This is a genomic window from Flavobacterium hibernum (genome assembly GCF_000832125.1).
Lineage (GTDB): Bacteria > Bacteroidota > Bacteroidia > Flavobacteriales > Flavobacteriaceae > Flavobacterium > Flavobacterium hibernum.
Genome location: NZ_JPRK01000011.1, coordinates 255,326 through 281,772, shown reverse-complemented (window position 1 = coordinate 281,772; position 26,447 = coordinate 255,326). Strand labels below are relative to the sequence as shown.

General features: G+C 32.6%; 28 protein-coding genes and 1 tRNA gene. 12 read left to right on the top strand and 17 right to left on the bottom strand.

The annotated features are described in order from the left end of the window. The first annotated feature begins 68 nt into the window (after nucleotides 1-68). On the top strand, nucleotides 69-338 hold the full coding sequence (locus IW18_RS14080; protein ID WP_041518515.1) for a hypothetical protein: 270 nt from the start codon (nucleotides 69-71) through the stop codon (nucleotides 336-338). Nucleotides 339-402: 64 nt separating this feature from the next. Here IW18_RS14080 and IW18_RS14075 read toward each other — a convergent pair whose 3' ends face one another. Together IW18_RS14075 and IW18_RS14070 are read right to left on the bottom strand one after the other, a co-directional pair. Further along, nucleotides 403-798, bottom strand: a complete 396-nt coding sequence (locus IW18_RS14075) for a helix-turn-helix domain-containing protein (RefSeq protein ID WP_041518514.1) — start codon at nucleotides 796-798, stop codon at nucleotides 403-405. A gap of 221 nt (nucleotides 799-1,019) precedes the next feature. Next, complete coding sequence (locus IW18_RS14070) at nucleotides 1,020-1,403, bottom strand: membrane lipoprotein lipid attachment site-containing protein (protein ID WP_123902551.1); 384 nt, start codon at nucleotides 1,401-1,403, stop codon at nucleotides 1,020-1,022. Between the two features lie 348 nt (nucleotides 1,404-1,751). Between IW18_RS14070 and IW18_RS23210 the strand changes: the two genes are divergently transcribed. Beyond that, entirely contained in the window at nucleotides 1,752-1,928 is a 177-nt protein-coding gene (locus IW18_RS23210) for a hypothetical protein (RefSeq protein WP_165587336.1), read from the top strand. A gap of 68 nt (nucleotides 1,929-1,996) precedes the next feature. Here IW18_RS23210 and IW18_RS14065 read toward each other — a convergent pair whose 3' ends face one another. From IW18_RS14065 to IW18_RS14055, 3 genes are all read right to left on the bottom strand, one after another. Next, on the bottom strand, nucleotides 1,997-3,466 hold the full coding sequence (locus tag IW18_RS14065) for a serine hydrolase domain-containing protein (RefSeq protein WP_041518512.1): 1,470 nt from the start codon (nucleotides 3,464-3,466) through the stop codon (nucleotides 1,997-1,999). A 156-nt stretch (nucleotides 3,467-3,622) separates the two neighbouring features. Beyond that, the gene (locus IW18_RS14060) at nucleotides 3,623-4,762 is read right to left on the bottom strand and encodes a helix-turn-helix domain-containing protein (protein ID WP_041518511.1); all 1,140 of its coding nucleotides are present in this window, start codon (nucleotides 4,760-4,762) and stop codon (nucleotides 3,623-3,625) included. A 248-nt stretch (nucleotides 4,763-5,010) separates the two neighbouring features. Further along, nucleotides 5,011-5,084 (bottom strand) — tRNA-Ala (locus tag IW18_RS14055). 187 nt (nucleotides 5,085-5,271) lie between these two features. Here IW18_RS14055 and IW18_RS14050 point away from each other — a divergent pair. From IW18_RS14050 to IW18_RS14040, 4 genes are all read left to right on the top strand, one after another. Beyond that, the gene (locus IW18_RS14050) at nucleotides 5,272-6,036 is read left to right on the top strand and encodes an enoyl-CoA hydratase/isomerase family protein (RefSeq protein WP_041518510.1); all 765 of its coding nucleotides are present in this window, start codon (nucleotides 5,272-5,274) and stop codon (nucleotides 6,034-6,036) included. Nucleotides 6,037-6,132: 96 nt separating this feature from the next. After that, nucleotides 6,133-6,309, top strand: a complete 177-nt coding sequence (locus IW18_RS23205; protein WP_165587335.1) for a hypothetical protein — start codon at nucleotides 6,133-6,135, stop codon at nucleotides 6,307-6,309. Between the two features lie 31 nt (nucleotides 6,310-6,340). After that, a complete protein-coding gene (locus IW18_RS14045; protein WP_041518509.1) occupies nucleotides 6,341-6,793 on the top strand; it encodes a 6-pyruvoyl trahydropterin synthase family protein in 453 nt (150 codons plus the stop codon). 64 nt (nucleotides 6,794-6,857) lie between these two features. After that, on the top strand, nucleotides 6,858-7,598 hold the full coding sequence (locus tag IW18_RS14040) for a UDP-2,3-diacylglucosamine diphosphatase (RefSeq protein WP_041518508.1): 741 nt from the start codon (nucleotides 6,858-6,860) through the stop codon (nucleotides 7,596-7,598). A 3-nt stretch (nucleotides 7,599-7,601) separates the two neighbouring features. Here the strand turns inward: IW18_RS14040 and IW18_RS14035 are convergent, their stop codons facing one another. The 9 genes from IW18_RS14035 to IW18_RS13995 all read right to left on the bottom strand — a co-directional run bounded on the left by IW18_RS14035 (nucleotide 7,602) and on the right by IW18_RS13995 (nucleotide 16,203). Continuing rightward, entirely contained in the window at nucleotides 7,602-8,813 is a 1,212-nt protein-coding gene (locus IW18_RS14035) for a cytochrome c3 family protein (RefSeq protein WP_041518507.1), read from the bottom strand. 84 nt (nucleotides 8,814-8,897) lie between these two features. After that, entirely contained in the window at nucleotides 8,898-9,254 is a 357-nt protein-coding gene (locus tag IW18_RS14030; RefSeq protein WP_041518506.1) for a hypothetical protein, read from the bottom strand. Nucleotides 9,255-9,403: 149 nt separating this feature from the next. Continuing rightward, nucleotides 9,404-10,318, bottom strand: coding sequence for an alpha/beta hydrolase (locus IW18_RS14025; RefSeq protein WP_041518661.1), 915 nt, complete (start codon nucleotides 10,316-10,318; stop codon nucleotides 9,404-9,406). Nucleotides 10,319-10,446: 128 nt separating this feature from the next. Continuing rightward, nucleotides 10,447-11,727 (bottom strand): MFS transporter, encoded by a 1,281-nt coding sequence (locus IW18_RS14020; RefSeq protein ID WP_041518505.1) that lies wholly within the window; start codon nucleotides 11,725-11,727, stop codon nucleotides 10,447-10,449. After that, nucleotides 11,717-13,417: a single-stranded-DNA-specific exonuclease RecJ gene (recJ, locus tag IW18_RS14015; protein WP_041518504.1), complete on the bottom strand. Its 1,701-nt coding sequence runs from the start codon at nucleotides 13,415-13,417 to the stop codon at nucleotides 11,717-11,719. Before recJ ends, IW18_RS14020 begins: the two co-directional genes overlap by 11 nt. A gap of 189 nt (nucleotides 13,418-13,606) precedes the next feature. Continuing rightward, a complete protein-coding gene (locus IW18_RS14010) occupies nucleotides 13,607-13,951 on the bottom strand; it encodes a HopJ type III effector protein (RefSeq protein WP_041518503.1) in 345 nt (114 codons plus the stop codon). 8 nt (nucleotides 13,952-13,959) lie between these two features. Further along, nucleotides 13,960-14,373, bottom strand: a complete 414-nt coding sequence (locus tag IW18_RS14005; RefSeq protein ID WP_123902550.1) for a hypothetical protein — start codon at nucleotides 14,371-14,373, stop codon at nucleotides 13,960-13,962. 7 nt (nucleotides 14,374-14,380) lie between these two features. Next, nucleotides 14,381-15,115 (bottom strand): 16S rRNA (cytidine(1402)-2'-O)-methyltransferase, encoded by a 735-nt coding sequence (rsmI, locus tag IW18_RS14000; protein ID WP_041518501.1) that lies wholly within the window; start codon nucleotides 15,113-15,115, stop codon nucleotides 14,381-14,383. 41 nt (nucleotides 15,116-15,156) lie between these two features. Next, entirely contained in the window at nucleotides 15,157-16,203 is a 1,047-nt protein-coding gene (locus IW18_RS13995; protein WP_041518500.1) for a hypothetical protein, read from the bottom strand. Between the two features lie 236 nt (nucleotides 16,204-16,439). On the opposite strand from IW18_RS13995, the gene IW18_RS13990 reads away from it, so the two are divergent. Next, nucleotides 16,440-17,030 carry a thymidine kinase gene (locus IW18_RS13990; protein ID WP_041518660.1) on the top strand — a complete coding sequence of 197 codons (591 nt, stop codon included), beginning with the start codon at nucleotides 16,440-16,442 and terminating at the stop codon, nucleotides 17,028-17,030. Nucleotides 17,031-17,059: 29 nt separating this feature from the next. Beyond that, entirely contained in the window at nucleotides 17,060-17,497 is a 438-nt protein-coding gene (locus IW18_RS13985) for a hypothetical protein (protein ID WP_041518499.1), read from the top strand. Nucleotides 17,498-17,763: 266 nt separating this feature from the next. Here IW18_RS13985 and rpoN read toward each other — a convergent pair whose 3' ends face one another. From rpoN to IW18_RS13970, 3 genes are all read right to left on the bottom strand, one after another. Next, nucleotides 17,764-19,224, bottom strand: a complete 1,461-nt coding sequence (gene rpoN / locus IW18_RS13980) for an RNA polymerase factor sigma-54 (RefSeq protein ID WP_041518498.1) — start codon at nucleotides 19,222-19,224, stop codon at nucleotides 17,764-17,766. A 142-nt stretch (nucleotides 19,225-19,366) separates the two neighbouring features. Continuing rightward, nucleotides 19,367-20,812 carry an asparagine--tRNA ligase gene (asnS, locus tag IW18_RS13975; RefSeq protein WP_041518497.1) on the bottom strand — a complete coding sequence of 482 codons (1,446 nt, stop codon included), beginning with the start codon at nucleotides 20,810-20,812 and terminating at the stop codon, nucleotides 19,367-19,369. Between the two features lie 435 nt (nucleotides 20,813-21,247). Then, nucleotides 21,248-23,614: an efflux RND transporter permease subunit gene (locus tag IW18_RS13970; protein WP_041518496.1), complete on the bottom strand. Its 2,367-nt coding sequence runs from the start codon at nucleotides 23,612-23,614 to the stop codon at nucleotides 21,248-21,250. A 177-nt stretch (nucleotides 23,615-23,791) separates the two neighbouring features. On the opposite strand from IW18_RS13970, the gene IW18_RS13965 reads away from it, so the two are divergent. From IW18_RS13965 to IW18_RS13950, 4 genes are all read left to right on the top strand, one after another. After that, on the top strand, nucleotides 23,792-24,121 hold the full coding sequence (locus IW18_RS13965) for a DMT family transporter (protein WP_041518495.1): 330 nt from the start codon (nucleotides 23,792-23,794) through the stop codon (nucleotides 24,119-24,121). 29 nt (nucleotides 24,122-24,150) lie between these two features. After that, nucleotides 24,151-24,711 carry a hypothetical protein gene (locus tag IW18_RS13960; RefSeq protein WP_041518494.1) on the top strand — a complete coding sequence of 187 codons (561 nt, stop codon included), beginning with the start codon at nucleotides 24,151-24,153 and terminating at the stop codon, nucleotides 24,709-24,711. Between the two features lie 159 nt (nucleotides 24,712-24,870). Further along, nucleotides 24,871-25,632, top strand: coding sequence for a sensor histidine kinase (locus tag IW18_RS13955; protein ID WP_041518493.1), 762 nt, complete (start codon nucleotides 24,871-24,873; stop codon nucleotides 25,630-25,632). Beyond that, nucleotides 25,595-26,314, top strand: a complete 720-nt coding sequence (locus tag IW18_RS13950) for a LytR/AlgR family response regulator transcription factor (RefSeq protein WP_041518492.1) — start codon at nucleotides 25,595-25,597, stop codon at nucleotides 26,312-26,314. The genes IW18_RS13955 and IW18_RS13950 overlap by 38 nt, the downstream gene beginning before the upstream one ends. Nucleotides 26,315-26,447 lie beyond the last annotated feature (133 nt).

Genomic DNA, 26,447 nt, shown 5'->3' with positions numbered 1-26,447 from the left:
TCTACACTACTTTTAAAAAATATTAGAAGTACCTTTGTAATAATTAACAAGCAGACCAATGGTCGCAGATGAAAAAAGGAGTTAAAAAGTTCATACCTATATTGGTGCATGTTGGATTATCAATGTTTCAAGTGAATAACTATAGTTATTCGTGTAATGAAAGTATAAAAATTAGCCGAATTAAGAATGAAAATTGTCGAATTGAGAATGTAAATAATAACGGAAAATTAAACAAAGAAATGGAGGTAAACATGGAAGCAAAAAAAACAATAATAGTAACGCAAGAAAAGCATGTAACAATAAAAAAATCTAATTCATCTGTTAGACATCAATTATAAAAGCTCAATATTTTTTATTGGGCTTTACTTTTTTTCTAATTGTTTTGTCAGATTATAAAAAGACTTATTTCTCCTTAAATAGTTTTTCCAAATACTCAACTTTATCTTTTTCAGCTTGAACTAAACGTTCGTAAAGTTCAACCACTTTATCAAGAGGATTAAAATTGCAAATTGCTCCATTCGCAAAAGTTCCAAAGTTTCCGGGACTATCGTTGAAAGTATTAAAGTAAGTAATCATATTTTCTTCTGAAAAACTTTTTATGGCTTCAGCAGTAACACCAAGTGCTTTTGCTATTTCAACTAGTTTTTCTTCTTCTATAGTTTCGCTGTTTTCTATTGCAGATACAGTTTGCTGGCTCATGCCTAAAGCTTGTGCCAAAGCTTCTTGCTTCATATCGCGAAGTTCACGAATACGGCTTATTTTGCGCCCTATATGATTTGATTTTGTTGCTGTGCTCATAATTCAAAGATATTTAAAATTCTTTTAGAAAATGGGTTTTGGTAAAAAACAGACTGTTGGGGTAAATTACAGTTTTGAAAAATTCATTATAATATAATCTACTATGTTTTGTGATAAACAAAAATACAGTTTTTCATACAGTATTTACGGTTTTTTGAATACGTAACTTTTACTTTCTGGTAAAAAAAAACCGCATTACAAATTGATAATGCGGTTTTTGATTAATGTTTTTTATAGTTACCACTAAGGTGTTCATTTGATGTTATTTTGGTAGCAGATATTTTGGAGAAACTAAAAATAGTTGTTTTATTAGAAACTTTAAATTCTGCAATATAACTGTCATTTGTTTTTGTTTCTGTAATGCTATAAGTTGATTTTCCACTTTTTAAAAATGCTACTTTATCTTTGTATGAAACTCGATTGCCTTCAGATGTGCAAATTATATCATCATTTCTAAAGGTATACATTGTACCATTATCTGATCTCCAGCTCCCTATTATCCAATCTGGTGGATTAAAATTGTCTTTTGAGTTTTCTTCATTGTCTGATGTAGAACATGCAGTAAGTATGACTAACAGACTAAATAATAAAATTAACTTTTTCATTGTTTTTTGGTTTAAGTGAATATATAGTTTGATATTATCCATGTGTTAGAATTAAACAAATCTATATGTTGACTCAAATAAATAATGCCTATAAAAGCTATATTTATATTAAAATAAGTTTTATCGCGTTTTGAATTATAAAATTAAAGAATGAGAAAAATTCTCAAAAAGCTTGAATGTAGTAAGATGAAAAGGATATATTCCTGCTATCTGGAATGTACAATTGGTCTTTTTTAAACTTGAATTTTGTAATGTTGATTTTTATGATGTTGTTTTTCTTTAAAGGCTTAACCTTTTGATAATGTGTTCAATATTTTTAAATTATATTTTTATTTAAAAATTAAAACTATGGATATTAATTGGGTAGTAATAGGAGTTGTAGCATTATTGATTGTCATTTTGGTTGTTTTAACAATTAAAAAAAATCAGAAGGAAAAAAAGAAGTTAACGAATCTTTTAAATAATGATTTCAAAAAAACTGACAAAGAAAGAGTAGATTTCGAGGATAACGCAAATGAACGATAATAGATTTGTTTAAACCAAAAAGCTGTAATACAATTGGAGTACTACAGCTTTTTGTTTTAAATCAGAGTTTATTTTGCTTTCTTGGTTAAGTCAACTTTAGTAGTAAGATTATCTCTCATTAAGGTTACAGAATTTGCTTTTCCATTGTCAAAATCGAATTTTAGTAAGTTTGGATAATCAACGATTTTAAAATATCCGTTTTTTAAATACACCAACTCATTATCATTTTTTCCTTTAAAATGATCCAATAACATAGATTGAACATAAAGGCGATTGTTTTTTTCTACAATTTTGGTTTCTACGCCTTGCGCATAAAGAAAATCATCATAAGTACCTACTAGCTTTTCTTTTAGAGTTGAAGGCATTTCCTGAATTTCGTCATTAGATGTCTTGTTGTCCCAGTTCATCAATTTTAAAAGCGTTTTTTGAGTATTTCCCATTACAGGAAAACGATTTGGTTTTTCGCCATTAGTTAAAAATGTAAAGCCATTTCCATCTGTCATCGTTGCAAAAATACTTCCGCCAACTCCTGTATTCGAACCATTGCATATAAACCAATCGTAGTTATTGTAACCAAAGGATTTTTGCCATCCGTAACTCCATCCGCCAACAGCATCTTTTATAGCAGTAACTTCTGTTACTTTTTTTGCAACATTATGAGAAATTACTTTGTTGTTTTTATTGCGCAAAGCATTTTGCATTTCAATAGCAATTATGGCTAGATCAGTAGGAGTAGACCACATTCCAGATGCTCCAACTTGCGGCGTAATTGGCAAACCTGTTCTAATAACTTTTTCGTTTTCGTCGTGAACCAGTGCTACATTTGTTGGGAATCCTTTCTCGTCAGGTTGTATCATTGTAGTGTTTTTTAGTCCAAGAGGAGCGAAAATGTATTCTCTGGCAAGTTCTCCAATAGGTTTTTTAAAAGTATCTTCTAATGCCATTTGAACAATTACATAACCACCGCCACTATATGCCCAACCCGTTCCAGGCGTGAACAAGAAATCTATTTCTTTATCATATCGCGGAATTTTTCCTAAAAGACTTTCTTTTATTGTTGGTATTGTATCGCCTTCATAATAATCGGCAAATCCGCTTTGAGTTGTGCCAGCCGTATGATTAAGAAATTGTCTCCATGTTGGGCTGTTATTCTCAGTAAATTTACTTTTTGGTAAATGCCAGCGTTTTAGGTAGCCATCTATCGGAGTATCTAGATTAATCAATCCTTTTTCTTCAAGCATAAAACAAAGTAACGCTGTAATTGGTTTTGAAATTGAAGCTGTAGAAAAAGCAGTGTTTTGATCTATTTTCTCTTTTGAATCTATTGATTTTACACCAAATTGGTTCGTGTACACAATCTCGTAGTTTTGAAAAACAACAAGACTAAATCCTGCAAGTTTATATTTCTCTAATTGTTTGTCAATATTTAAGCTGTCTGTAAGAAAGCTATAATCTCTTTCTTTAAATGCTGCTTTTTTGTTTGTTTGAGCACTTGCGACTGTTACTATAAGAAGTAATAAATAAATAGCGTTTTTCATGGTATCGTAAATTTTAAGGTTAGAAATTTATTTCGATACAAAGATGTGAGAGAAATTAAACCTATGCGACCGAATAAAAATATTCGAACGCATTTGTTTTAAAAAACTAGTACGAATATTTAAAAATGGAAGTACGAGTAATTACAAAGTCTTGTTTTATAGGCTTTTGCGGTAAGTTGTTGGAGTGTTTCCGGTATGTTTTTTAAACGCAGTATTAAAAGAAGATTTTGAATTAAAACCTACATCGTACAAAATTTCTAAAATAGTTACTTTGCTTTTGGTAACATCTTTTAAAATATTCATTGCATTTTCGATACGATAGGTATTAACGAAATCATAAAAATGCTGTTCTAGTTTGTGATTAATCAAAAGCGATAAGTCACGAACAGGAATTTGAATAGCAGCTGAAACATCTTGAATCGTTAAGGAAGGATTTAAGAATGGTTTTTCCTCTGCCATATATTGTTTCAACTTAATTAACTCTTGGTTGTATTCCTTTTCGTTTGTGGTTTTTTGGTCGTTATTTTTTTCTTCAGAAATAATATCCTGTACCAGTTTTAATTTTGAATCAATGTTTCTAAATAAATCTGGATGATTTAATGCCTTGTATAAGTACCAACATATAATAATGAGTTGAAACGGTACAATTCCAATTTTGATCCATTCGGAAATGTATGGGTAATCCGAAAATTTAAAAATATTCTTTACAAGAGCAATCAAATATAAAATAGTTAGTACACTCGTAAATTGAAATAACCAATTATAAGAATTTATACTCGCGCCTGAGTTGTTTTCGAGATATAGTTTTTTAGTTCTTTTTAAGATGACAAAAACGGCAGTAATATAGACAACTATTTGAATGTGAAATAGAATATGAATAAGCTGAAGCTCGATCATATTTTGACGATTTTGAATAAAACTAATTTTAGAAGCAAGATCAACGGCGTAAAAACGAGGTAATAAAATTAGATTTACAATCAAAAACGGAAGTAGGTGTATGAGGTTTTTAGATTTAAGCTTAAAATCAGAATAACAAACAGAGAGTACGTAAAGATAAAAAACAGGAATTTGCAAAAAAGCAAATGTAGTTCTAAGCATCCCTAGATTTGACGGATTTTTAACCACTAAGCTTAATAGGGGATCAATACTGTCTAATGCAGTTAGAAGCAGAAAAATCGCAAAAAGAGAATTGCTTAACTTATGTTTTGTTTTGACGGTAAAGAGAAAAAAGGCAAGAAATAATGAAACGAATAGGGTAATAATGATCACAATAATTAATAAATTAATTTTATCCATTCAGTATATTCTTTTGGTAATGTTGTGGTTTGTAATTGGTTCTTTCCGAAATTTCGGATGTTAATCGAATCAAAAATAGTAAAATATTCTTTGATTATGAAAATTGTTTAGCAAGGTTTAGAATTATTAAATACTCGATCAAATCAAGTGAATATTTATGTTCAGTGAAGTCTTTAAACAGATTTTAAAGGACATAAAAAAAAATACCCAAACAGATTTGTTTGGGTATTTTTGTTGTAAAATATTTGTGGAGAATACCGGATTCGAACCGGTCACCCCTTGCCTGCCAGGCAAGTACTCTAGCCAAATGAGCTAATCCCCCGTTAGTTGGTTTTGAAGGAAAATTCGAACTGTCACCTTCCCGATTTTTCATCGGGATACTCTAGCCAAATGAGCTAATCCCCCAAAGCGTTAGCAAATAAAGTCAATTAATTTACAAAAAACAAATTTCGAAAGCCATCAACTTAAAATAGTTGCAAAACCGTAACTTTACGTTCAAATCTATTTTTATGAGTACAACAATTCAAAACGGTTCTTTACAAACTATTTTTAATAATGCAGTTGCAACAGTACAGTTTGGTCATCCGGCCAGTAATTCTTTTCCGCGCGAATTATTAGATCAATTATCTGCCGAAATTAATGCTTTGAGTCTTAATAAAACGGTTTCTGTAATTGTTTTGCAAAGCGAAGGTTCGAAAGTTTTTTGTTCAGGAGCTTCGTTTGATGAGCTTTTGGCTGTAAAAAATGAAGAGCAAGGTGCTGAGTTTTTCTCGGGATTTGCTCATTTGCTAAACGCAATGCGAAATTGTTCTAAACTTATAATAGGTAGAGTTCAGGGGAAATCTGTTGGAGGAGGAGTTGGTATTATTTCGGCTTGTGATTATGTTTTGGCAACACCGGAAAGTGCTATAAAATTATCAGAATTAGCAATCGGAATTGGACCATTTGTAATTGAGCCAGCAGTTTCGCGTAAAATTGGAAAAGCAGCAATGGCCGAAATGACTTTGGCGGCTCACGAATGGAAATCGGCAGAATGGGCTTTAAGCAATAAACTTTTCTCTGAAATTCACTTGGCAGAGAATCTGGATAACGCCGTGGCAAATTTTGCACAAAAACTAAGTTCATACAATCCCGAAGCTTTATCTGAAATGAAAAAGATTATCTGGGAAGGAACAGAACATTGGGAATCGTTGCTTCTGGAACGCGCAGCAATTACAGGAAAATTAGTTTTGTCTGATTTTAGTAAAAATGCATTAATACAATTTAAAAAGTAATTTTTGCCACAGATTAAAGGATTAATAAGATTATTTTAAAATCATTTTAATCCTTTAATCTGTGGCAAAATAAAATATCAATAAAGATAATCTACAATGAAATTCATTTTATTACTGCAGCAAGTAGATGTTGCTGAGAAAATTAAAACCGCGCCTGATGGCAGTTATCAGATTGGAGTTGTTATTGGATCGTTTCTTCCGTTCGTAGTTCTGGTTGGAATTGCGTATTGGATGTATAACAGAGCCAAAAAAAGAGATAAAAACGGTTATTAATTCGTAAATTTGCAACCTAAAATTCAAATCGATGAGTAATATCAGAATTACAAAACAATTTAGTTTCGAAACCGGACATGCTTTGTACGGTTATGACGGAAAATGCAAGAACGTTCACGGACACAGTTATAAATTATCGGTAACAGTTATTGGTTCGCCAATTACAGATCGATCGAATGTGAAATTCGGAATGGTAATCGATTTTTCGGATCTAAAGAAAATTGTAAAAGAAGAAATCGTCGATCAATTTGATCACGCAACAGTTTTTAACGAAACTACACCACATATCGAATTAGCAAATGAATTAAAAAATCGTGGTCATCATGTTATTTTAGTTGATTATCAGCCAACAAGTGAAAATATGGTTGTTGATTTTGCCGATAGAATCATAGCTCGTTTGCCTGCAGATATTTCTCTTTTCTCACTTAAACTTCAAGAGACAGAATCGTCGTTTGCCGAATGGTACGCGAGTGATAATCTGTAAATAGTAAAAAGTAAATTGTGAAATGTAACACGTTTCACATCTCACAAATCACATCTCATAATACATGAAAAAAGTATATTTCGCTTCTGATCAGCATTTTGGTGCTCCAACGCCTGAATTGAGTTTGCCTCGTGAACAAAAATTTGTGGCTTGGTTAGATGAGGTTAAAAAAGATGCCGAAGCAATTTTTTTACTAGGCGATTTATTCGATTTTTGGTTTGAGTATAAAACGGTTGTACCAAAAGGTTTCGTACGTGTTTTAGGAAAATTGGCCGAAATTCGTGATAGCGGAATTCCGGTTTATTTTTTCGTAGGAAATCATGATTTGTGGATGAATGATTATTTTGAAACCGAATTGAATATTCCGGTTTATCATGATAACAAAGAATTTACTTTTAACGGAACAACATTCTTAATTGGTCACGGAGACGGAAAAGGTCCTGGTGATAAGGGATATAAACGAATGAAAAAGGTATTTACAAATCCATTTTCAAAATGGCTTTTCCGATGGTTACATCCCGATGTTGGCGTGAGTTTAGCGCAATATTTATCCGTAAAAAACAAACTGATTTCTGGAGACGAGGACGTTAAATTTTTAGGTGAAGAAAATGAATGGTTAGTTTTGTACGCCAAACGTAAACTCGAAACCAAACATTATAATTACTTTATTTTCGGACATCGTCATTTACCAATGATTATTCCGGTTGGTGAAGATTCAAAATATGTGAATCTAGGTGACTGGATTGGTTATTTTACGTATGGAGTTTTTGATGGCGAAACTTTTGAACTTAAAAAATTCGAATAATAATTACTTTTTATTGTTTGAATAAATTCCAATTTTGTGCGTGCGCAAAATGTAATTCGATAATTGTTTACTGTCAGAAAGTTGGAATTTAATCGCTCCGGACGATTTTTTAGGCATATGACATTCTACACAATTATTAGCCAATAAACTTCCTGACATTGTTTTTAACGTAGTTTCATTGTGTTTTAATCCTTGATGACAACTCATACAAATTTTAGAATAAGAAGCTAAATTTTTAGAAGCATTTTCGTGTGGATTGTGACACGTAATGCAATCCATTTTCTCGCTTTTAATAAAACATTTGCTTTGCGACATCAAACGAAATTGATTTCCGTGTACGTCAAATTGCGCTGTATCGGTAACGCTTCTAGTATTTCGGTAGAAATCAGATAAATTATCTCCCGGTTTAAAATCAAAACGAGATTTCATTTTCATTCCGTCATTTCCAGCATGACAAAGTGCGCAAGCATCTAATTTTTGTTGTCTGTTTAAGGTTTTAAAACTTGTAATACTATTTGCAGTTTTAACGTCAGGATTTTTTAAATGAAAGTCAACATGTTTTTTGGCTGGTCCATGGCAACGTTCGCAATCAATGCCGTAAACAATTGTTTTTTTATCAATAACATCTTCAACCTCTATCGAGAGAAAGTTTTTGTCCTGCGAGTTTTGGTTTATATTTCGACTGCTAATATTAGAGCTGTGACACGAATAACAGTCTTTAACCACCATTCTGTCAAAATAAGGTTTGTCCGCAGGAAATCCAGGACTTGTTGCCCAGTTATTTATCGAATTGTAGTAAGAAATTGGTAACTCGTAAGTATTATGATCTCGCCAGTAAACAGAAGTTTGCGCGTGTTTTGTTCCAAAAACGATTTCAAATCGATGTGCTTCAACTTCCTTCCCGTTTTTATACAAAACCTGATAAAGGCTGTCATTGCGTTTTTCCATGACCAATTTAGTGTTTTTGTCATAGATAAAAGTGTGATTTCCTTTGTCAAAATCTCCTAGAACATTTCCTGAAATAGCTGGAGCAGTCGCTTTGAAATGTGAACTTTTAGAAGCCATTTCATATTGCGTCTGATGACATTGAATACAGCTTTCAGAACCTGCGTAATCAGTTCCACGCGGGTCAATGTATTCGTCAGATTCGTTCTTGCAGCTTGTTAGAAAAGCGACTAAAACAACGATAGCAAAAAGAATGCAGTTTTTTTTCATTGTTGTAAATATAATTGTTTTTAAAGAAAATCAAAATATATTTAGATAATGAAAATATAGTTGTTAAATAAATGGGAATATGTGTTAGTTTAATCCAACTCCATAAACATATTCGTCTAATTCAATTCGGAATAATGATCCTTCGACCAAATCTTTAATTGATTTTAATTCTTTTACAGAAACAGCTAAGTCTATAGACGCGCAAGGAGTTTTTAATAAAAATTTGTTGCAGGAATTTTTTAGTTCGCAAGCTTCGCAACAAGCGTTTTCAATCATACTATCTTCGATTAAATCACAAAAAAGATTTAATTCCTGAACTGTAAAGTAAAAGCCAGTTTCCTTAAAAACCAATTGTATTTTATCAGTTATAGTTTCGTTTTCCTTTTTCCAGTAAAAAGCGATTCCAAAATTATTGTGGTATAATTGTTCTATTTCTCTCATTACAAATCCATTTATTTCAACAAATATAAATATTATTTATATTTATTCTAAATAAAAAATTCATAAAATTTGAAAATATATTTAACAGATAATTGATATCAGTTCATTTAAAAAGAGGAAGCTTATATCACTTATGTGGTTTAAAATCTTTATTTAAACCATTTTTTGATGTAAGATAGAAATTCTTTCTGTTGGTCAACAAATAAATAATGGGAACAATTGTTTAGTAAAGCAAAATGATTATCGCCCGCCAATTTTTTAATCGAATTGATTTGGTTAGTCGAAAAGATACCGTCTTCTTTACCGTAAATAGCATAAATAGAAATGCCTTCGGCTTTTATCTTCTTTAAAGAAGATCTCGTATCTATATTGTTTTTCTTTTCATTTTGATAGAAAAGCAGCGGAGCATTTTTGTTTCTGATATTGGTTTTAAAAAAGTCACTTGATTCATAATCGCTATAAAGCTTTTTAGAATCTGTTGTTGGATTTGGCATTTTAAAATAGTTATTTTCACTGGCTAATTCAAAACAAGCTTTTCGATATTGCGCAGAATTTTTGTCGAGTTTTTCTACCACGCTTATTTTATTTAATTGCTCAGATTCATTGCTGTATCTTTTCTTTAAAGAATTTATAATGTGATCGTAGGTTTCCTGTTGCGAGAATAAAGCTCCAGCCAATATCAATGAATTGACTTTTTGAGGATATTTCTCTGTAAAAAGAGTTGCAACCAAACCTCCAAAACTATGTGCAAGAAGTGTAGCTTTCTTTAAATCGTATTTTTTGTAAATGCTGTTTAAATCCTGAAAAGCTTCGTCATAAGTAAATTTTGCATCAAGATCTGTAGATCTTCCTTCGCCTCTTCGGTCGTAAACAATTACATAAAATCCAAGATCAGCCAATTTTTGAGCTGTTGTACTTTCGAATAAAGTCGAATTACCACTTGGACCGCCGTGAATAAAAATGATGCTTTCGTTTTTTTTGTTTCCGTACGTTTTGTTGTAGAGATTTTGTCCGTTTACAAAAAATGATATTGTTAAAAAGAATGTGAAAAGCAATGATTTCATCTCTTTATGAATTAGTGTTTTAAAACATGATGTATTTGCAAAAATCTTCACCATATAAGTGATATAAGTTCATTTAGAAAGAGAAAACCTTAAATTATCTTATATCACTTATATGGTAGAAAAACACGTTACTCCATATTATGGTGATCATCCATATCTTTCTTAAGATCTAAATTTCTAAATGTCGGTGATTTTAGTGCCGTTACAACAACAGTTAAAAGTGTAATGCTTCCTCCAAAAACGACAGAAGTTACAGTCCCCATTAATTTTGCTGTTGCACCACTTTCAAAAGCACCTAATTCATTAGAAGATCCAACAAAAATTGAATTTACGGCACCAACTCTTCCGCGCATATGATCGGGAGTTTTAAGCTGTAAAATCGTTTGACGAATTACTACAGAAATTCCGTCAGCTAGTCCGCTTAAAAATAAAGCGAAAACAGAAAGCCAGAATGACGTAGAAAGGCCAAATAAAATGATTGACAATCCGAAAATAAAAATGGCAACTAAAAGTTTCTTTCCCGCATTTTTATATAAAGGCACATAAGCCGAAACGAGCATCGTAATGAAAGCTCCTACTGCTGGAGCAGCTCTTAAAATTCCAAAACCTTCAGCACCAACTTTTAAGATATCCTGAGCAAAAATAGGTAATAATGCTACAGCGCCTCCAAAAAGTACTGCAATCATATCAAGCGATAAAGCGCCTAAAACAATTTGATTTTTGAATACGAAATTTAAACCTTCTGCAAGGCTGTCTTTTATTGATTCACCAATCTTAGGATTTGTGATTGGTTTTTTACTGATTTGCGACAAGGCAATTAACGAAAGAATCGAGAATCCAAAAACTAGACACATTGACCAATGAACGCCAATCCAGTTAATTGAAAATCCTGCCAGCGCCGGTCCCATTACGGCTCCGATTTGCCAAACCGAACTGCTCCATGTAGCGGCATTTGGATATGCTTTTTTAGGAATAATTAACGATAGAAGAGAGAAAATAGTTGGCCCAAGAAAAGCTCTAACTAATCCGCCTAAAAAAACTAATGTGTAAATTGAGTATAAAATAATCGTTGGAGATAAATCGCCAACAACTCTTGGCCACGTCACTAAAAACAATCCAAAGCTAATTACAGAAAATCCTAGAATACATTTTACTAATAATCCCTTCTTTTCCTTTTGATCCACAATATGTCCGGCAAACAATGCCATTCCCACTGCCGGAATAACTTCCATTAAACCAATAATTCCTAACGAAAGTGGGTTTTTAGTCAAACTATAAACTTCCCATTCGATCACTATAAACTGCATCGCCCAAGCAAAAACCATGGCAAAACGCAATAATAAAAAAACATTAAATTCCCTGTAACGTAATGCCTGATAGGGATCTTGTTTGGTTGTTTTAGTTGTCATTTGGTCTAATATCTTTAAGCATTAGTTGAGTAGAAACCGTTCCGTTCCATTCATTTTCGGATAATGAGTAGGCTAGTTGAAATGGTTTTAGATTTTTTACAATGTCTATTTTTTTTCCGAGTCCAAAGCCAATCGCGGCAATTCCATCAGAATTATTCTGTTTAACAAAAAGTCTTAAATGCTCGTCTTCAGAACCTAAAGTTTTTGCATAACCCGTGTCTTTTGCGTCTTTAGTCATAAAAACAGGCGTCATATTTAAAGGGCCAAAAGGTTCAAACTGTTTTAAAATCCGAACTAGTTTTGGAGTAATATCGGCAAAGTTAATTTCGGCATCGACCTCAATTTCCGGAGTTCGCATTTCTGGTAAAATGGTTTCCTCAACCTGTTTTTCGAAAGCGTCTTTAAATGTTTTATAGTTTTCGGCTTTCAAAGTCATTCCGGCAGCGTACATATGTCCTCCAAATTGCTCTAAATGTTCAGAACAAGCATCAAGAGCATTATAAACATCAAAACCTTTTACAGATCGTGCAGAAGCAGCATATTTATCACCGCTTTTAGTAAAAACTAAGGTAGGACGATAATAGGTCTCGATTAATCTCGAAGCTACAATCCCGATAACGCCTTTGTGCCAGTCTTCCTGAAAAACAACGGTAGAAAATCGTTCAATTTCATCATTATCATGAATTTGTTGAAAAGCTTCTTTAGTGATTTTTTTATCTAAGTCCTTTCGGTCTGCATTATATTGTTCTATTTCTGAGGCAAATTGTTGCGCTTGGTCAAAATCAAATTCAGTTAACAATTCAACCGCATGATTACCGTGTTTAATTCTTCCAGCCGCATTTATGCGTGGAGAAACAATAAAAACAACATCAGTAATATCCAAAGTTTTCTTTTTTACCTGATGTACCAAAGCTTTAATTCCAGGTCTTGGATCTGAATTGATTACCTGTAATCCGAAATAAGCCAAAACACGATTTTCGCCAGTAATAGGAACAATATCGGCAGCAATTGCGGTAGCTAGCAAATCCAGATACGGAACGAGGTCGTTTATCGTTTCATTTCGATTTAGGCCTAAAGCCTGAATCAATTTAAAACCAACTCCACAGCCGCACAATTCATCGTACGGATACGTGCAATCTTCTCTTTTTGGGTCAAGAATTGCAACAGCGTCCGGCAGAAATTCTCCGGGTCTATGGTGATCGCAAATAATAAAGTCAATATTTTTTTCTTTCGCATAAGCGATATGATCAATAGATTTAATTCCGCAATCGAGAGCAATAATTAGTGAAAATCCGTTATCATCGGCAAAGTCAATTCCTTTAAAAGAAATTCCGTAACCTTCGGCATAACGATCCGGAATATAAGTAGCAATATTAGGATAATGCGATTTTAAATACGAAGAAACCAAAGAAACGGCTGTTGTTCCATCGACATCATAATCGCCAAAAACCAAAATGTTTTCATGGTTTTCAATCGCCTGTTCGATTCTTGCAACTGCTTTATCCATATCTTTCATCAAGTATGGATCATGAAGATGTTCTAAAGAAGGACGAAAGAAATTCTTAGCATCTTCAAAAGTTTCAATACCACGCTGAATCAAAAGTGTTGCTACAAAATCTTCTACATTCAAGGCTTGAGCCAAATGTTTGATTTTATCTTTAGAAGGTTTTGGTTTTATTGTCCAACGCATGGTTGATTTTAGATTTTAGAGTGTTGATTTTAGATTGTAGAAATCGGAAATCGTTTAATCGGATATTTGTTTTTTTTGCCACAGATTTAAAGATTTAAAAGGATTTTTTTGATCTGTGTTAATCTGTGAAATCTGTGGCAGAAATATTTTGTATTGAAAAAGGCTTCGACTTCGCTCGGCCTGACAATATTATTTTGCTTCTAAAGCATTTCCTTCAAACTGGATTCCGTCCCAACCTAAGTTGATGAAGTTTCTAATGTTTTGATGATTCGTTCCGTTTGGATCTCCTAAAACTTCTTCAAAATAAAAAGCTCCAAAACATGCTAAAGTTTCATCTTTACTTAAGTTTTGAAGTTTTGCGAACGAAAATAATTTGCATGAACCCGAGTTTTCTCCGGCTGCATTATGTTGTGTCCCGTTTTGGAAAGCAGTTGGAGTAAAATTGTAATTTTCCTCAATTACTGTAATCGTTTCAGGGAATGTTATTTCGGTTGGAGTTTGTTTTAGTTTTTCTAAAAAGGCTTGTATACTCATGATATGCTTTATTTATTTTCAGATGGATTTAAATGTCTTTTATTTTCTATTTCTAACAATTGCTTTTCAGAATATTTAAAATCATAACTACTATTATTTTTTTGGTGAATCCTAACGACAATGTTATTATAATTATATTCATTTTGTATTAAAAAATTCCTATACAAAATTGCAATTTTCGCAGAATGACCTTTTAAAAATTTCATGTTTTTTTCTAATAAATCGCTATTGTAAATATTTATTTCGTAGCTTTTCTTATTTAGATCAATATCACTTTTAACAGGTCCGGTATTTATTTTTTCTGGCTGATAAAGATGCCCTATTTTCTGAATTTCAGTATCATTATCTTTAGAATGATCAATTTCTTTATTCTTGCAAGAAATTGTAATAATCAATAGAAAGAAAAATATTATTTTTTTCATAAATAATTTAATCTTCTTCGTTTTCTTCTGGTTCATCCTTCGAAAACTTGCTTTTCTTAGGTTCTTTTGTTATTGTTTTTCCGGCAACAACTACTACAATTTCACCACGTGGCGCTGTTTTTTCGAAATGGGTTAAAACTTCTCTTGCGGTTCCGCGTACATTTTCTTCGTGTAATTTTGATAATTCTCTAGAAACACAAACTTGTCTGTCCTCTCCAAAATACTGAATAAATTCTGCTAAAGTCTTAACGAGTTTATGTGGCGAAACGTATAAAATCATCGTTCTGGTTTCTTCGGCTAAAGCTAAAAAACGAGTTTGACGTCCTTTTTTGTCAGGCAGGAAACCTTCAAAAATAAATTTATCATTAGGTAATCCGCTGTTTACTAAAGCCGGAACAAAAGCAGTTGCTCCGGGCAAACATTCGACTTCGATTTTATTTTCCACACAAGCACGTGTCAATAAAAATCCAGGATCTGAAATTGCAGGAGTTCCAGCGTCCGAAATCAAAGCGATGGTTTCGCCGGCTTTCAAACGTGCAATTAAATTCTCGGTTGTTTTATGTTCGTTGTGCATATGATGGCTGTGCATGTGCGTGCCAATTTCAAAATGCTTCAACAGTTTTCCGCTCGTTCTGGTATCTTCGGCCAAGATCAAATCGACTTCTTTCAGAATCCGAATGGCGCGAAAAGTCATGTCTTCGAGATTGCCAATTGGCGTTGGAACGATATATAATTTAGACATAATTTAATATTGTGAAATGTAAAATGTGGTTTGTGAAAAGATTAAGAGAATTTCTTTTCTACAATTGCCAAGAAACGCTCAGCGTAATCATCTTTTCCTTCCCAGTTATTGTAATCTGGTTTTACCATATTCTCTATAAATTCCTGCGCTTCACCATAAGTGTCAAAAGTCAGTAATTGGTTTAGAACACGGCTATAATCTTCAGAGCTATTTCCGAAAAGATTTTTAGTAAAAGCAATTCTGTCATTCAAATCTACATGGAAACCTTTTGCAAGTTTTTCGTTCAAAGTCACCGTTTTTGTTTCGACAGGAGTTTCTAAAACTGCTGTTTCAACAATTTTTTGTTCTTTAAATTCGCTAATAGAAGGAGTTGGAGTAGCAGTAACGTTTTCAAAACTATCAACTTTTACAAACTGCGCATCTGCATAATTGATTCCAAAATCCTCAAACGAAATTGTAATAGGAGTTGGTTTTGATGTTGTTTCTGCTTTTGGTTCCTCTTTTATGGGCTCTTTTTCTTCTTCTATTTCTTCTAATTCGAAAGCAGGTTTAAAATCAGCAATCGGGTTTGAATCATTTACAGTTGTAAAAGATAATTGTTCAGCTTTTTCGACAACAGGTTCTTCGATAATTTCAGCAACAGGTTCAGGAGTTGTTTCTGTTATAGGTTCCGGAATAACTTCTTCTGGAATTTCTGCAACGATTTCTTCTTCAGCTTTGATCTCTTCAGGAGTTTCTGCGATGATTTCTTCCTCGATTTCTTCTGGAGTTTCTTCGGCTTTAACTTCTTCTGTAATTTCTGGCTCAGCCATTGTTTCAACTGGAGTTTCTACAACTACAATTGAAGTTTCAATTTCGGCAGGAGTTATTTCTTCCTTATCAAAAATAGATTCAATTTCAGAATTAATCTCGCTGTGGCCAATTGTTGGTTTTAAAGTGTCGAAATTTTCGTCTACAAACTTTAAAATTGCTAGTTTTTCATATAATTTCTGTGTTTCAAGATACAATTGATTGATATCGGATTTGTTTTTAAGCTTTAAAATTCGATGTGCAATGCTGATTAAATCGGCTTCCAATTTTTTTTTCATAACTGTTGAAATTATAGTGAATAGGGTATTTTAGTATATTTTGTATTTGAATGTCTTTATTCCTGGTAGAAATCCGAAAGATATTTTTTTATTTCTGTTAATAAGCGTTTGCGAATCCTCGATTTGATAAAATTTTTCTATTTTTGAAAAACCGTAAAACAGCAAATTTTTGCGTCGATTTATTACCAGTACAAAGTAATAAAAACTATTCATTTTTAAAGGTAGAAAAATACAAAATGTTTCTCGAAAATACAGTAAATCACAAAGAACAATTTGGTTGGATTGAAGTTATTTGTGGATCAATGTTTTCGGGTAAAACCGAGGAGTTAATCCGCAGATTAAAACGCGCCCAATTTGCCAAACAAAGAGTCGAAATTTTTAAACCCGCTATTGATACTCGCTATCATGACGAAATGGTCGTGTCGCATGATGCCAACGAAATCCGATCAACTCCAGTTCCCGCAGCAGCTAATATTTCTATTTTAGCGCAAGGTTGCGATGTAATTGGAATTGATGAAGCACAATTTTTTGATGATGAAATTGTTACAGTATGTAATGATTTGGCCAATCAGGGAATTCGTGTGATAGTTGCAGGACTTGATATGGATTTTAAAGGAAATCCTTTTGGGCCAATGCCTGCACTTATGGCAACTGCAGAGTATGTAACAAAAGTTCATGCAGTTTGCACCAGAACAGGAAATTTAGCCAATTATAGTTTTCGTAAAACTGACAATGATAAATTAGTTATGTTAGGCGAAACCGAAGAATATGAGCCTCTTAGTCGCGCGGCTTATTACAATGCAATGAAAAAAAGTCAAGAGAAATAAATTTTAACTCATTTAATTTTCAGTAAACTATGCAAGAAAAGGAAAGCAGAAGAAAACAAAATATCTTACTATTAGTTGTAATTGGAGTAGCTATAGCATTAGCTGTTTTTTTTCAGTTTTATTTATCCGAAAGTACTGCTGAAGTAAAAACTGAAATTGTAGAATTAGTTGGAAAGTACAATAAAAACTGCCCTTTAGCAATTCAGGAAGGCATTCGTCTGGATAGTGTTAGTTTGCCTGAAAGAGGTGTGGTTCAGTATAACTTGACATTATTGAATGTAGAAAAAGAAGCAGCTGAGTTGGACGTAATACAAGAGGAAATTGAAAAAAGCCTTTTAAGTACGGCAAAAGCAAATCCGGGGCTTCAGGTTTTTAGAGATAATGATTTTTCATTAAATTATAGTTATTACGACAAAAAGAAGGCTTTTTTGTTTAACATAAGAATACTTCCGGATCAATATAAGTAATTATAAAATTCACTTTACAACAAACCCGACAAATTTTGAAATTTGTCGGGTTTGTTGTTTTTAAAAATGATTGTCATCTTGAGCGAATTCGAAGGCTTGATTTTTGTAAAAAGCGTTGTGATTGTGCTCATTCATATGAAAGTGGAGTAAATTGATTCGAAAAGGTTCTATAAAACGAAACCCGACAGGTTTTAAAAACCTGTCGGGTTTGTATATAAAATTCAAGAATTTAATCCTTAATAATCTCTAAATCGTAAAAAAAAAATCTAAATTTTCTTTCTCATTCTCGCTACCGGAATGTCAAGCTGTTCGCGATATTTTGCAATAGTTCGTCTCGCAATTGGGTAACCTTTTTCTTTTAAGATTTCGGCCAATTGATCGTCTGGCAAAGGCTTCTTTTTATCTTCTTCTTCAATAGTATTTTGAAGGATTTTTTTGATTTCTAAAGTCGAAACATCTTCTCCCTGATCATTTTTCATGGCTTCAGAGAAAAACTCTTTGATTAGTTTTGTTCCGTATGGAGTTTCAACATATTTGCTGTTTGCAACACGCGAAATCGTCGAAATATCCAAACCAACCATATCTGCAATGTCTTTTAAGATCATTGGTTTTAGTTTGGTTTCGTCGCCATCTAAGAAATATTCTTCTTGATAATGCATAATCGCATTCATCGTTACAAAAAGTGTCTCCTGACGTTGTCTAATCGCATCAATAAACCATTTTGCAGAATCTAATTTCTGTTTGATAAACTGAACCGCATCTTTTTGAGCAGACGATTTATCACGAGAATCTTTATACGTCTGCATCATTTCCTGATAATCTTTAGAAACGTGCAATGACGGTGCATTTCTTCCGTTTAAAGTCAATTCCAGTTCTCCATCAACAATTCTGATGGCGAAATCAGGAACTACATTTTCTGTAACTTTATTATTTCCGGTGTAAGATCCGCCCGGTTTTGGGTTTAATCTTTCAATTTCGTGAATCGCTTTTTTAAGCTGTTCGTTCGAAACACCATATTTCTGTAATAGCTTATCGTAATGTTTTTTGGTAAAAGCATCAAACTGATTTTCGATAATATCAATTGCTAGATCAACATATTCTGTTGGCGTTTTGTGCTTTAATTGCAATAATAAACATTCTTGTAAATCACGTGCTCCAACTCCGGATGGTTCAAGTTCATGAATTACCTGAAGCATCTTTTCGACCATTTTCTCATCGGTATAAATACCTTGAGTAAAAGCCATATCATCTACAATATCAGGAACACTTCTGCGAATGTAGCCCATGTCATCAATGCTTCCAACAAGGAATTCAGCGATTTCGCGCTCTTCATCATTCAGAATAAAAGTATTCAACTGATTGATTAAATCCTGATGAAAACTAATTGGCGAAGCAAAAGGAGTTTCTCTTTCTTCGTCTTCACTATAGTTATTTACCTGAGTTTTGTAATCAGGAGTATCGTCGTCGCTTAAATATTCGTCGATATTAATGTCGTCTGCTTCGATTCTGTCGCCTTCTGCATCATCATAATCGTCGTAGTCTTCATTAGCAAATTCATCGGCTTCGTATTCATCCTCTTTTCCAGCTTCAAGAGCCGGATTTTCGTTCATTTCTTCTAATAAACGTTGTTCAAAAGCTTGCGTAGGCAATTGAATTAACTTCATCAGCTGAATTTGCTGTGGAGATAATTTTTGAGATAATTTTAAATTTAAAAATTGCTTTAGCATTTGATTTTGTTAAAAGTTTCAAGTTTCAAGTTTCAGGTTGTAGAACGTGACACAACTTGAAACTTGAAACCTGAAACAAATATTATTATTTTAGTTCGCGTCCCAATAACTTGAAACTTGAAACTTTTTTAAACTAAATCGATTAAAATTCTGCATTTCCAGGAGTTCTCGGGAAAGGAATTACATCTCTGATGTTTGTCATTCCAGTAACAAACAATACCAAACGCTCAAATCCTAAACCGAAACCTGCGTGAGTTGCAGATCCAAATCTTCGGGTATCTAAATACCAAGATAATTCTTCTTCGTCGATTTCTAATGCTTTCATTTTTTCTATCAAAACATCATAACGCTCTTCTCTTTCAGAACCTCCAACAATTTCTCCAATTCCAGGGAAAAGGATATCCATTGCGCGAACAGTTTCTTTTCCTGGCTCTGTGTTGTCATTCAAACGCATGTAAAACGCTTTGATGTTTGCTGGATAATCGTATAAAATTACCGGACATTTAAAGTGTTTTTCAACTAAATAACGTTCGTGTTCAGATTGTAAATCAGCTCCCCATTCGTTAATCAAATAGCTAAATTTTTTCTTTTTATTTGGAGTAGAATCTCTTAAAATATCAATTGCTTCAGTATAAGAAACACGTTTGAAGTTGTTCTCCAAAACAAAGTTTAATTTCTCTAACAAAGCCATTTCGCTTCTTTCTGCTTGTGGTTTCGATTTTTCTTCTTCAAGAAGTCTTCCTTCCAAAAATTTTAAATCGTCTTTACAATTGTCTAAAGCATATTTAATTACATACTGAATAAAATCTTCAGCCAAATCCATGTTGTCATCAAGATCGTTGAAAGCAACTTCTGGCTCAATCATCCAAAATTCTGCCAAGTGACGAGATGTATTTGAATTTTCGGCTCTAAAAGTTGGTCCAAAAGTATAAATCTGACCCAAAGCCATTGCAAAAGTTTCTCCTTCAAGTTGTCCAGAAACGGTTAAGTTTGTTTCTTTTCCAAAGAAATCTTCTTTGTAGTTTACTTTTCCATCTTCAGTTCTTGGTGTATTGTCAAATGGTAAAGCAGTAACTTTAAACATTTCTCCGGCACCTTCGGCATCAGATCCAGTAATAATTGGTGTGTTTACATACACAAAACCTTTTTGTTGAAAATAATTGTGAACCGCAAATGACAATACAGAACGTACACGCATAATTGCTCCAAAAGCATTTGTACGAACACGTAAATGCGCATTTTCACGCAAGAACTCCAAAGAGTGTTTTTTAGGCTGCATTGGGAATTTCTCAGCATCAGAATCTCCAAGAATTTCAAGTTTGTTTACTTGAATTTCGTATTTCTGACCCGCACCTTTACTTTCAACCAAAGTTCCAAAAACAGAAACTGCAGCTCCAGTTGTGATTCTTTTTAAAGTCTCTTCTGGTGTATTTTCAAAATCAACAACACATTGTATATTATTAATGGTAGAACCGTCATTAAGCGCGATGAACTGATTATTTCTAAAAGTTCTTACCCATCCTTTTGCATTAACCTCCTGAAGCGTCGTCGTACTGTTTAATAAGTCTTTAACTTTTGTGTGTTTCATTTTATATACAATATTGAAATTAAATTATTTGTTGTGTATTAACTGCAAATATAAACGATAATAATTAAAATTAGAAGCTGTTTCCCGCTCTCTGCTCTATCTTTCTATTTTTAAAGGAAAAATAGAAAAGATGCCTCCCGAAACTTCGGGACGATCGGGGCTATGGCTCTTCGTTTTCAAAAGAAGCAATTATTTATTTTTTTTTGTCATTTCGACCAGAGGGAGAAATCACACTAGTTGATCGACAAAGATTAACAACATTCTTTGCCAAATTTCTGGTGTGATTTCTCCTTCGTCGAAATGACAAACTTTGTAAAAATGCTATATTTTTAATATAACATTAATATGTCAATCTTTGTCCAAATTCAAAAATTCGACAAAGGTCAGGGCTATAAATTCGTGTTGATTTGTGAAATTCGTGGCAAAAGAAAATTTTTACCCCTCCAAATCCTCCGAATCTTCTCTCTTTGCTTTCTTCTTCTCGAAAGTCAAAACCAAAGCTGGTAAAACCAATAAATTCGCAAACATGGCAAACGCCAATGTGCAAGAAATTAATCCACCAAGTGCGATAGTTCCGCTGAAGCTCGAAAGCGTGAAAGTTGCAAATCCTAATATCAAAACTACTGATGTATAAAAAGTACTGATTCCCGTTTCCCTTAAAGCACTGAAAACAGATTTTTTAACCTTTCCTTTATTCTCTAATAAATCAAGTCGATACTTTGCCATAAACTGAATCGCGTTATCGACCGAAATACCAAACGCAATACTAAATACCAGAATTGTAGACGGTTTAAGCGGAATTCCAAAATAGCCCATTAATCCTGACGTAATACAAAGCGGTAAAATATTAGTAATTACCGATGCAAAAACCATTTTGAATGATCTGAATAAAAACAACATTAATGCAGCAATTACAAGTATCGCAAAAATTAATGACTCAATTAAGTTATCTACCAAATATGATGTTCCTTTCTGGAAAACCAAAGCTTTTCCGGTAATGGTGACTTCGTAACGGTCTTTTGGGAAAATCTCATCAATTTTTGAGTGCAATTTTTTCTCCACTTTTGCCATTTCATCCGTTCCAATATCTTTCATGAAAGTCGTAATTCTGGCATACTGTCCCGTAGAATCGACATAAGCTTTCATTAAATTGTCTTTGCTGTTTTTTGTTGCATTTTTGGCATACGACAAAATAAAAGTCTGTTCTTGAGATGTCGGTAATTGATAATATTCAGGATTTCCATTGTAGTAAGCCTGTTTAGAATATTTTACCAAGTTTACGATAGAAACAGGTTTAGATAATTCAGGAAGACTTGCAATTGTATTTTGCAATTCGTCCATTTTTTTCATTGTAGATAATTTCATAACACCTTTTTTATGTTTGGTGTCAATCATAATTTCTAGAGGCATTACGCCGTTGAATTCTTTTTCGTAGAATAAAATATCTTTAAAGAAAGAAGCGCTTTTTGGCATTTCGCCAATCAAACTTCCTGAAACCTTCATTTGTGCAACACCAATTACGCTAAAAACCAAAAGCAATCCGTAAATCGTGTAGATTACTTTTCGTTTGTTTTTTACCATATTTTCAACAAAATCCAACAAAGTCGAAATGTAAGTTTTAGTCAAATGATATAAATGTTTTTCATCTGGAACTGACATGAAACTGTAGATAATTGGCACTATTAAAAGCGTCAATAAGTAAACCGAAATTACATTGATAGAGGTTACTAAACCAAATTCAAAAAGTAAATCATTACCCGTAATCATAAATGTTGCAAATCCCATTGCTGTAGTTAAATTCGTCATTAAAGTCGAAACTCCAATTTTAGAAATAATACGTTGCAAAGCTTTTGCCTGATTGTTATGTAGTTTTATTTCCTGCTGGTATTTATTGATCAGGAAAATACAATTCGTAATACCAATAACGATAATTAATGGCGGAATTATAGCAGTTAGAATTGTAATTTTATAATGAAATAAGCCTAAAGTCCCAAATGACCAAATAACACCTACAATTAAGATGCAAATTGAGATAAATGTTGCTCTGAACGAACGGAAAAAGAAAAAGAAAATTAAAGAAACAGTGAATAGGGCTGCTCCAATAAAAAGTCCAATTTCGCCTTTCATATTATCGGCATTAATCGTTCTAATGTATGGCATTCCAGAAACGCGAAGATCTATTCCAGTTGTTTTTTCGAATTTTTCAATTTTCGGAACCAGATTTTCTAGAATAAAAGTTTTTCTTTCGGCAGTATTTACAATGTTTTTTTTGATGTAAACCGCAGAACGAATACTACCACTTTCTTTATTAAAAAGTAATCCTTCGTAAAAAGGCAGATTATGAAACAAATCATATTGCGCCTTTTTTAAATATTCCGAATCAAGTGCTTTCTTTTGATCGATAAACGGAGTAAGAACAAATTTTTGGTTGACAGTATCTTTTTCTAATTTTTTTAAATCATTCAAAGAAACAACCAAATCTACTTCTTTAGAATTTTTCAAACCCGTCATTAACTCATTCCAGGCGGCGTAATTTTTTGGCGTGAAGAATTTTGGATCTTGAAAACCAATAACGACAAGGTTTCCTTCTTCTCCAAATTTAGAAAGGAATTTTTGGTAATCTTTATTTGCAATATGATTTTTAGGAAGCAAATTAGCTTCGGTATAAGTCATAGCAAGGTTTTTCCATTGGTAACCAAGGAAGATTGTTAATAGTGAAACTCCAACCAGAATTGAAATTCTATTTTTAAGTATGATTCTGGCTAGTTTTTCCCAAAATCCAACTTGTACAGCGTTTTTCATAAAATTTGTAAAATGGATGCAAATGTAGTGAAAAGTGCTCGAAATCATAAATATTCGGTTGCATTTTACGCAATGTTAACACAATTTGCAATTTGTGTTTGTGATAAAATTCTTTCTTTTTGCTGTTTAGTCGCTAGCTTTTCCCATATTTGCATTTAATTTAAAAATGAGAAGATAATGAATTGGATTTTATTAATTATTGCGGGACTTTTCGAGGTAGGATTTGCATCTTGTTTAGGAAAAGCCAAAGAAACAACAGGAATGATCTCAACATATTGGATGGTCGGTTTTTTTGTATGTCTTTCTATTAGTATGTTATTGCTTTATAAAGCAACTCAAGTTTTACCAATTGGAACTGCTTATGCTGTTTGGACTGGAATTGGAGCTGTAGGAACTGTTTTAGTTGGAATTTTGGTTTTTAAAGAACCAGCGACATTCTGGAGAATATTTTTTCTTTCAACATTAATTGCTTCCATTATCGGATTGAAATTTGTTTCTAGTCATTAATTATTTGTAGGCTTATAAAGTTTTGTATAATGAGAAATCCATTTTTAGTTTTATTATTTTCCTTTCTTGTAATAAGTTGTCAAGATAAAATAGGGTATGGTGACTTACATCCAGACTTAATGAAGCCTAAATGGGATAATGTTAAAACTGACAAATTGAAATTTAAAATTGGGGATGTAATTTCAATTTATCCTGATAAATATTGTTATTTAGGAGTTATACTTGATTTTGATAAAGATGAAAGTGGAATTTGGTACGGAATATCATTAAGCAACTATAGATGGATTAGCCCCAATAAGAAAAAGATTAGTGATTTGGATTTTTTTGGTAGAAGAATTTCAAGTGGTTTTACTGGTGATTTTATTGATTGCTTTGATCTTGTCTACATTAATGAAAAGACTATAGATAAGAGGGTTCATTTAGTGAAAAATGTTAAAGTTGATATTGACAAAATTAGTATAGGATCTATTTATCCGATTACAGATTTAAGACAGATAGAAACAGAATATGTAAATGGAGTAAAAGAAAGGCGGGCACCAAATAAAGTAGTAGAAAGATATTTTAAAATTGAAAATATTTTGCTCAAATAATATTTTTTTGCTGATTATCTGATTGAAATTTGTTTCTAGTCATTAGAAAATATATGCCACAGATTTTAAAGATTCTCACAGATTAATTTTTTAAATATCCTTAGAAAAAATCTTTTTAATCATTTTAATCTGTGGCAAAAAATAAACTTTACATAAACAATGCAGGAAAACAATACCACAACATTTATTTTTTTAGCAATTCTGTTGCTTCTAATTGTCATAATTTGCTTTATGATCTATCAATTAATGCAGGCAAGAAAAGCAAAAGATGATGCTGAGAAAAGTTTTTATGCACTCGAAATGAAAGTCAATGATTTGCAGTTAGAGACTTTAGAATCAAAGTTGAATCCGCATTTGTTTAAGAATATTTTAAATTCGATTCAGTCGCACGCTTATCAAACCTATTTTGCTTTAGATAAATTGGCGAATGTTCTGGATTATATTTTATACGAAAGCAAAAAGAAATTCGTCACCGCTAAAGAAGAAATTGATTTTGCGATGAATTTAATCGAAATCAACAAAATTAAAATCAGTCCACTTTTCGAATTAAAGATAAAAACCAATATCAATAAAGAAGACAAATTATACGACCAACCTTTATTGGCGCCGTTAATTTCTATCGATTTAATCGAAAATGCCTTTAAACATGCTGATTTGCAAAGTGCTGATGCTTTTATTTCGGTTGTTTTTGAGTTTAGAGACAATGCCTTTTTTATGACAGTTTCAAATAAAATCTCAGATAAAAAGGTTTTGAAAAAAGAACGAAGCGGATTTGGTCATGCTACTTTAGAACATCGTTTAAGAATCATTTATAAGAATAATTTTAAACTCGATCGATTCATTGAAAATGATGTTTATATTGCGCATCTAAAAATAGATCTACTTGAATACAAAACTGAAATGCTTGCTTCTGGACGATGAGTTACCGGGATTGATGTACTTAAAAATGCTTTGCGAACAAATTGACGAAGTCGAAATTGTAAAGACATTTAATAATCCTGAAAAACTCCTTGCTGATATTCCGAATCTCGATTTTGATTTATTAATATCAGATATCGAAATGCCGGGAATCGACGGTTTGCATTTGGCAGAAATGCTAGAAAATAAATTAGTCATTTTTTGCACCGCTTATAAAGAATATGCTTCCGAAGCTTTTAATATAGATGCGGTAGATTATATTACAAAACCTGTAAAATTAGAACGTTTACAAAAAGCGATCTCAAAAGCTTTTGAACGTTTTCATAAACCCGATGCTGCTAAAAAATTCATTCAGCTAAATACCGATAAAGGAAAAACTTTATTGTATTTCAATCAAATTCAATACATAAAAACTGCTATTAGCGATAGTCGTGATAAAACGGTTTTATTGTCTGATGGTAGCTTTTTGAATTTAAAAAATGTTAAGTTCGATACACTTTTAAGTGAATTGCCAGAATCTGATTTTTGCCGTGTTAATAAAAAAGAAATTGTGGCCGTAAAAGCCATTAAGTTTTTTAATCATAACGAAATTGTTTTGCATCACACTGAAGAAAACAATAAAAACGCCACCTTAATTTTAAGCGAAACCTACCGTTCTGATTTTTTGAAAAAGGTAAAACTCTAGAATGACAGTTTTTTACGAGATATTCTAAGTAAAGCTATGTCGGGCTCAGCGTCCCGACGCTTCGGGAGAAGCCTTTTTTTGGTGATAAAAGCTTTCAATTTGGATTAGAAATAGATTGATTTTGCAACTTATT

Bases quoted from the DNA above. Each gene is read 5' to 3' on its own strand.
- IW18_RS14080 (WP_041518515.1), top strand. From the start codon at position 69: ATGAAAAAAGGAGTTAAAAAGTTCATACCTATATTGGTGCATGTTGGA.
- IW18_RS14075 (WP_041518514.1), bottom strand. From the start codon at position 798: ATGAGCACAGCAACAAAATCAAATCATATAGGGCGCAAAATAAGCCGT.
- IW18_RS14070 (WP_123902551.1), bottom strand. From the start codon at position 1,403: ATGAAAAAGTTAATTTTATTATTTAGTCTGTTAGTCATACTTACTGCA.
- IW18_RS23210 (WP_165587336.1), top strand. From the start codon at position 1,752: ATGGATATTAATTGGGTAGTAATAGGAGTTGTAGCATTATTGATTGTC.
- IW18_RS14065 (WP_041518512.1), bottom strand. From the start codon at position 3,466: ATGAAAAACGCTATTTATTTATTACTTCTTATAGTAACAGTCGCAAGT.
- IW18_RS14060 (WP_041518511.1), bottom strand. From the start codon at position 4,762: ATGGATAAAATTAATTTATTAATTATTGTGATCATTATTACCCTATTC.
- IW18_RS14050 (WP_041518510.1), top strand. From the start codon at position 5,272: ATGAGTACAACAATTCAAAACGGTTCTTTACAAACTATTTTTAATAAT.
- IW18_RS23205 (WP_165587335.1), top strand. From the start codon at position 6,133: ATGAAATTCATTTTATTACTGCAGCAAGTAGATGTTGCTGAGAAAATT.
- IW18_RS14045 (WP_041518509.1), top strand. From the start codon at position 6,341: ATGAGTAATATCAGAATTACAAAACAATTTAGTTTCGAAACCGGACAT.
- IW18_RS14040 (WP_041518508.1), top strand. From the start codon at position 6,858: ATGAAAAAAGTATATTTCGCTTCTGATCAGCATTTTGGTGCTCCAACG.
- IW18_RS14035 (WP_041518507.1), bottom strand. From the start codon at position 8,813: ATGAAAAAAAACTGCATTCTTTTTGCTATCGTTGTTTTAGTCGCTTTT.
- IW18_RS14030 (WP_041518506.1), bottom strand. From the start codon at position 9,254: ATGAGAGAAATAGAACAATTATACCACAATAATTTTGGAATCGCTTTT.
- IW18_RS14025 (WP_041518661.1), bottom strand. From the start codon at position 10,318: ATGAAATCATTGCTTTTCACATTCTTTTTAACAATATCATTTTTTGTA.
- IW18_RS14020 (WP_041518505.1), bottom strand. From the start codon at position 11,727: ATGACAACTAAAACAACCAAACAAGATCCCTATCAGGCATTACGTTAC.
- recJ (WP_041518504.1), bottom strand. From the start codon at position 13,417: ATGCGTTGGACAATAAAACCAAAACCTTCTAAAGATAAAATCAAACAT.
- IW18_RS14010 (WP_041518503.1), bottom strand. From the start codon at position 13,951: ATGAGTATACAAGCCTTTTTAGAAAAACTAAAACAAACTCCAACCGAA.
- IW18_RS14005 (WP_123902550.1), bottom strand. From the start codon at position 14,373: ATGAAAAAAATAATATTTTTCTTTCTATTGATTATTACAATTTCTTGC.
- rsmI (WP_041518501.1), bottom strand. From the start codon at position 15,115: ATGTCTAAATTATATATCGTTCCAACGCCAATTGGCAATCTCGAAGAC.
- IW18_RS13995 (WP_041518500.1), bottom strand. From the start codon at position 16,203: ATGAAAAAAAAATTGGAAGCCGATTTAATCAGCATTGCACATCGAATT.
- IW18_RS13990 (WP_041518660.1), top strand. From the start codon at position 16,440: ATGTTTCTCGAAAATACAGTAAATCACAAAGAACAATTTGGTTGGATT.
- IW18_RS13985 (WP_041518499.1), top strand. From the start codon at position 17,060: ATGCAAGAAAAGGAAAGCAGAAGAAAACAAAATATCTTACTATTAGTT.
- rpoN (WP_041518498.1), bottom strand. From the start codon at position 19,224: ATGCTAAAGCAATTTTTAAATTTAAAATTATCTCAAAAATTATCTCCA.
- asnS (WP_041518497.1), bottom strand. From the start codon at position 20,812: ATGAAACACACAAAAGTTAAAGACTTATTAAACAGTACGACGACGCTT.
- IW18_RS13970 (WP_041518496.1), bottom strand. From the start codon at position 23,614: ATGAAAAACGCTGTACAAGTTGGATTTTGGGAAAAACTAGCCAGAATC.
- IW18_RS13965 (WP_041518495.1), top strand. From the start codon at position 23,792: ATGAATTGGATTTTATTAATTATTGCGGGACTTTTCGAGGTAGGATTT.
- IW18_RS13960 (WP_041518494.1), top strand. From the start codon at position 24,151: ATGAGAAATCCATTTTTAGTTTTATTATTTTCCTTTCTTGTAATAAGT.
- IW18_RS13955 (WP_041518493.1), top strand. From the start codon at position 24,871: ATGCAGGAAAACAATACCACAACATTTATTTTTTTAGCAATTCTGTTG.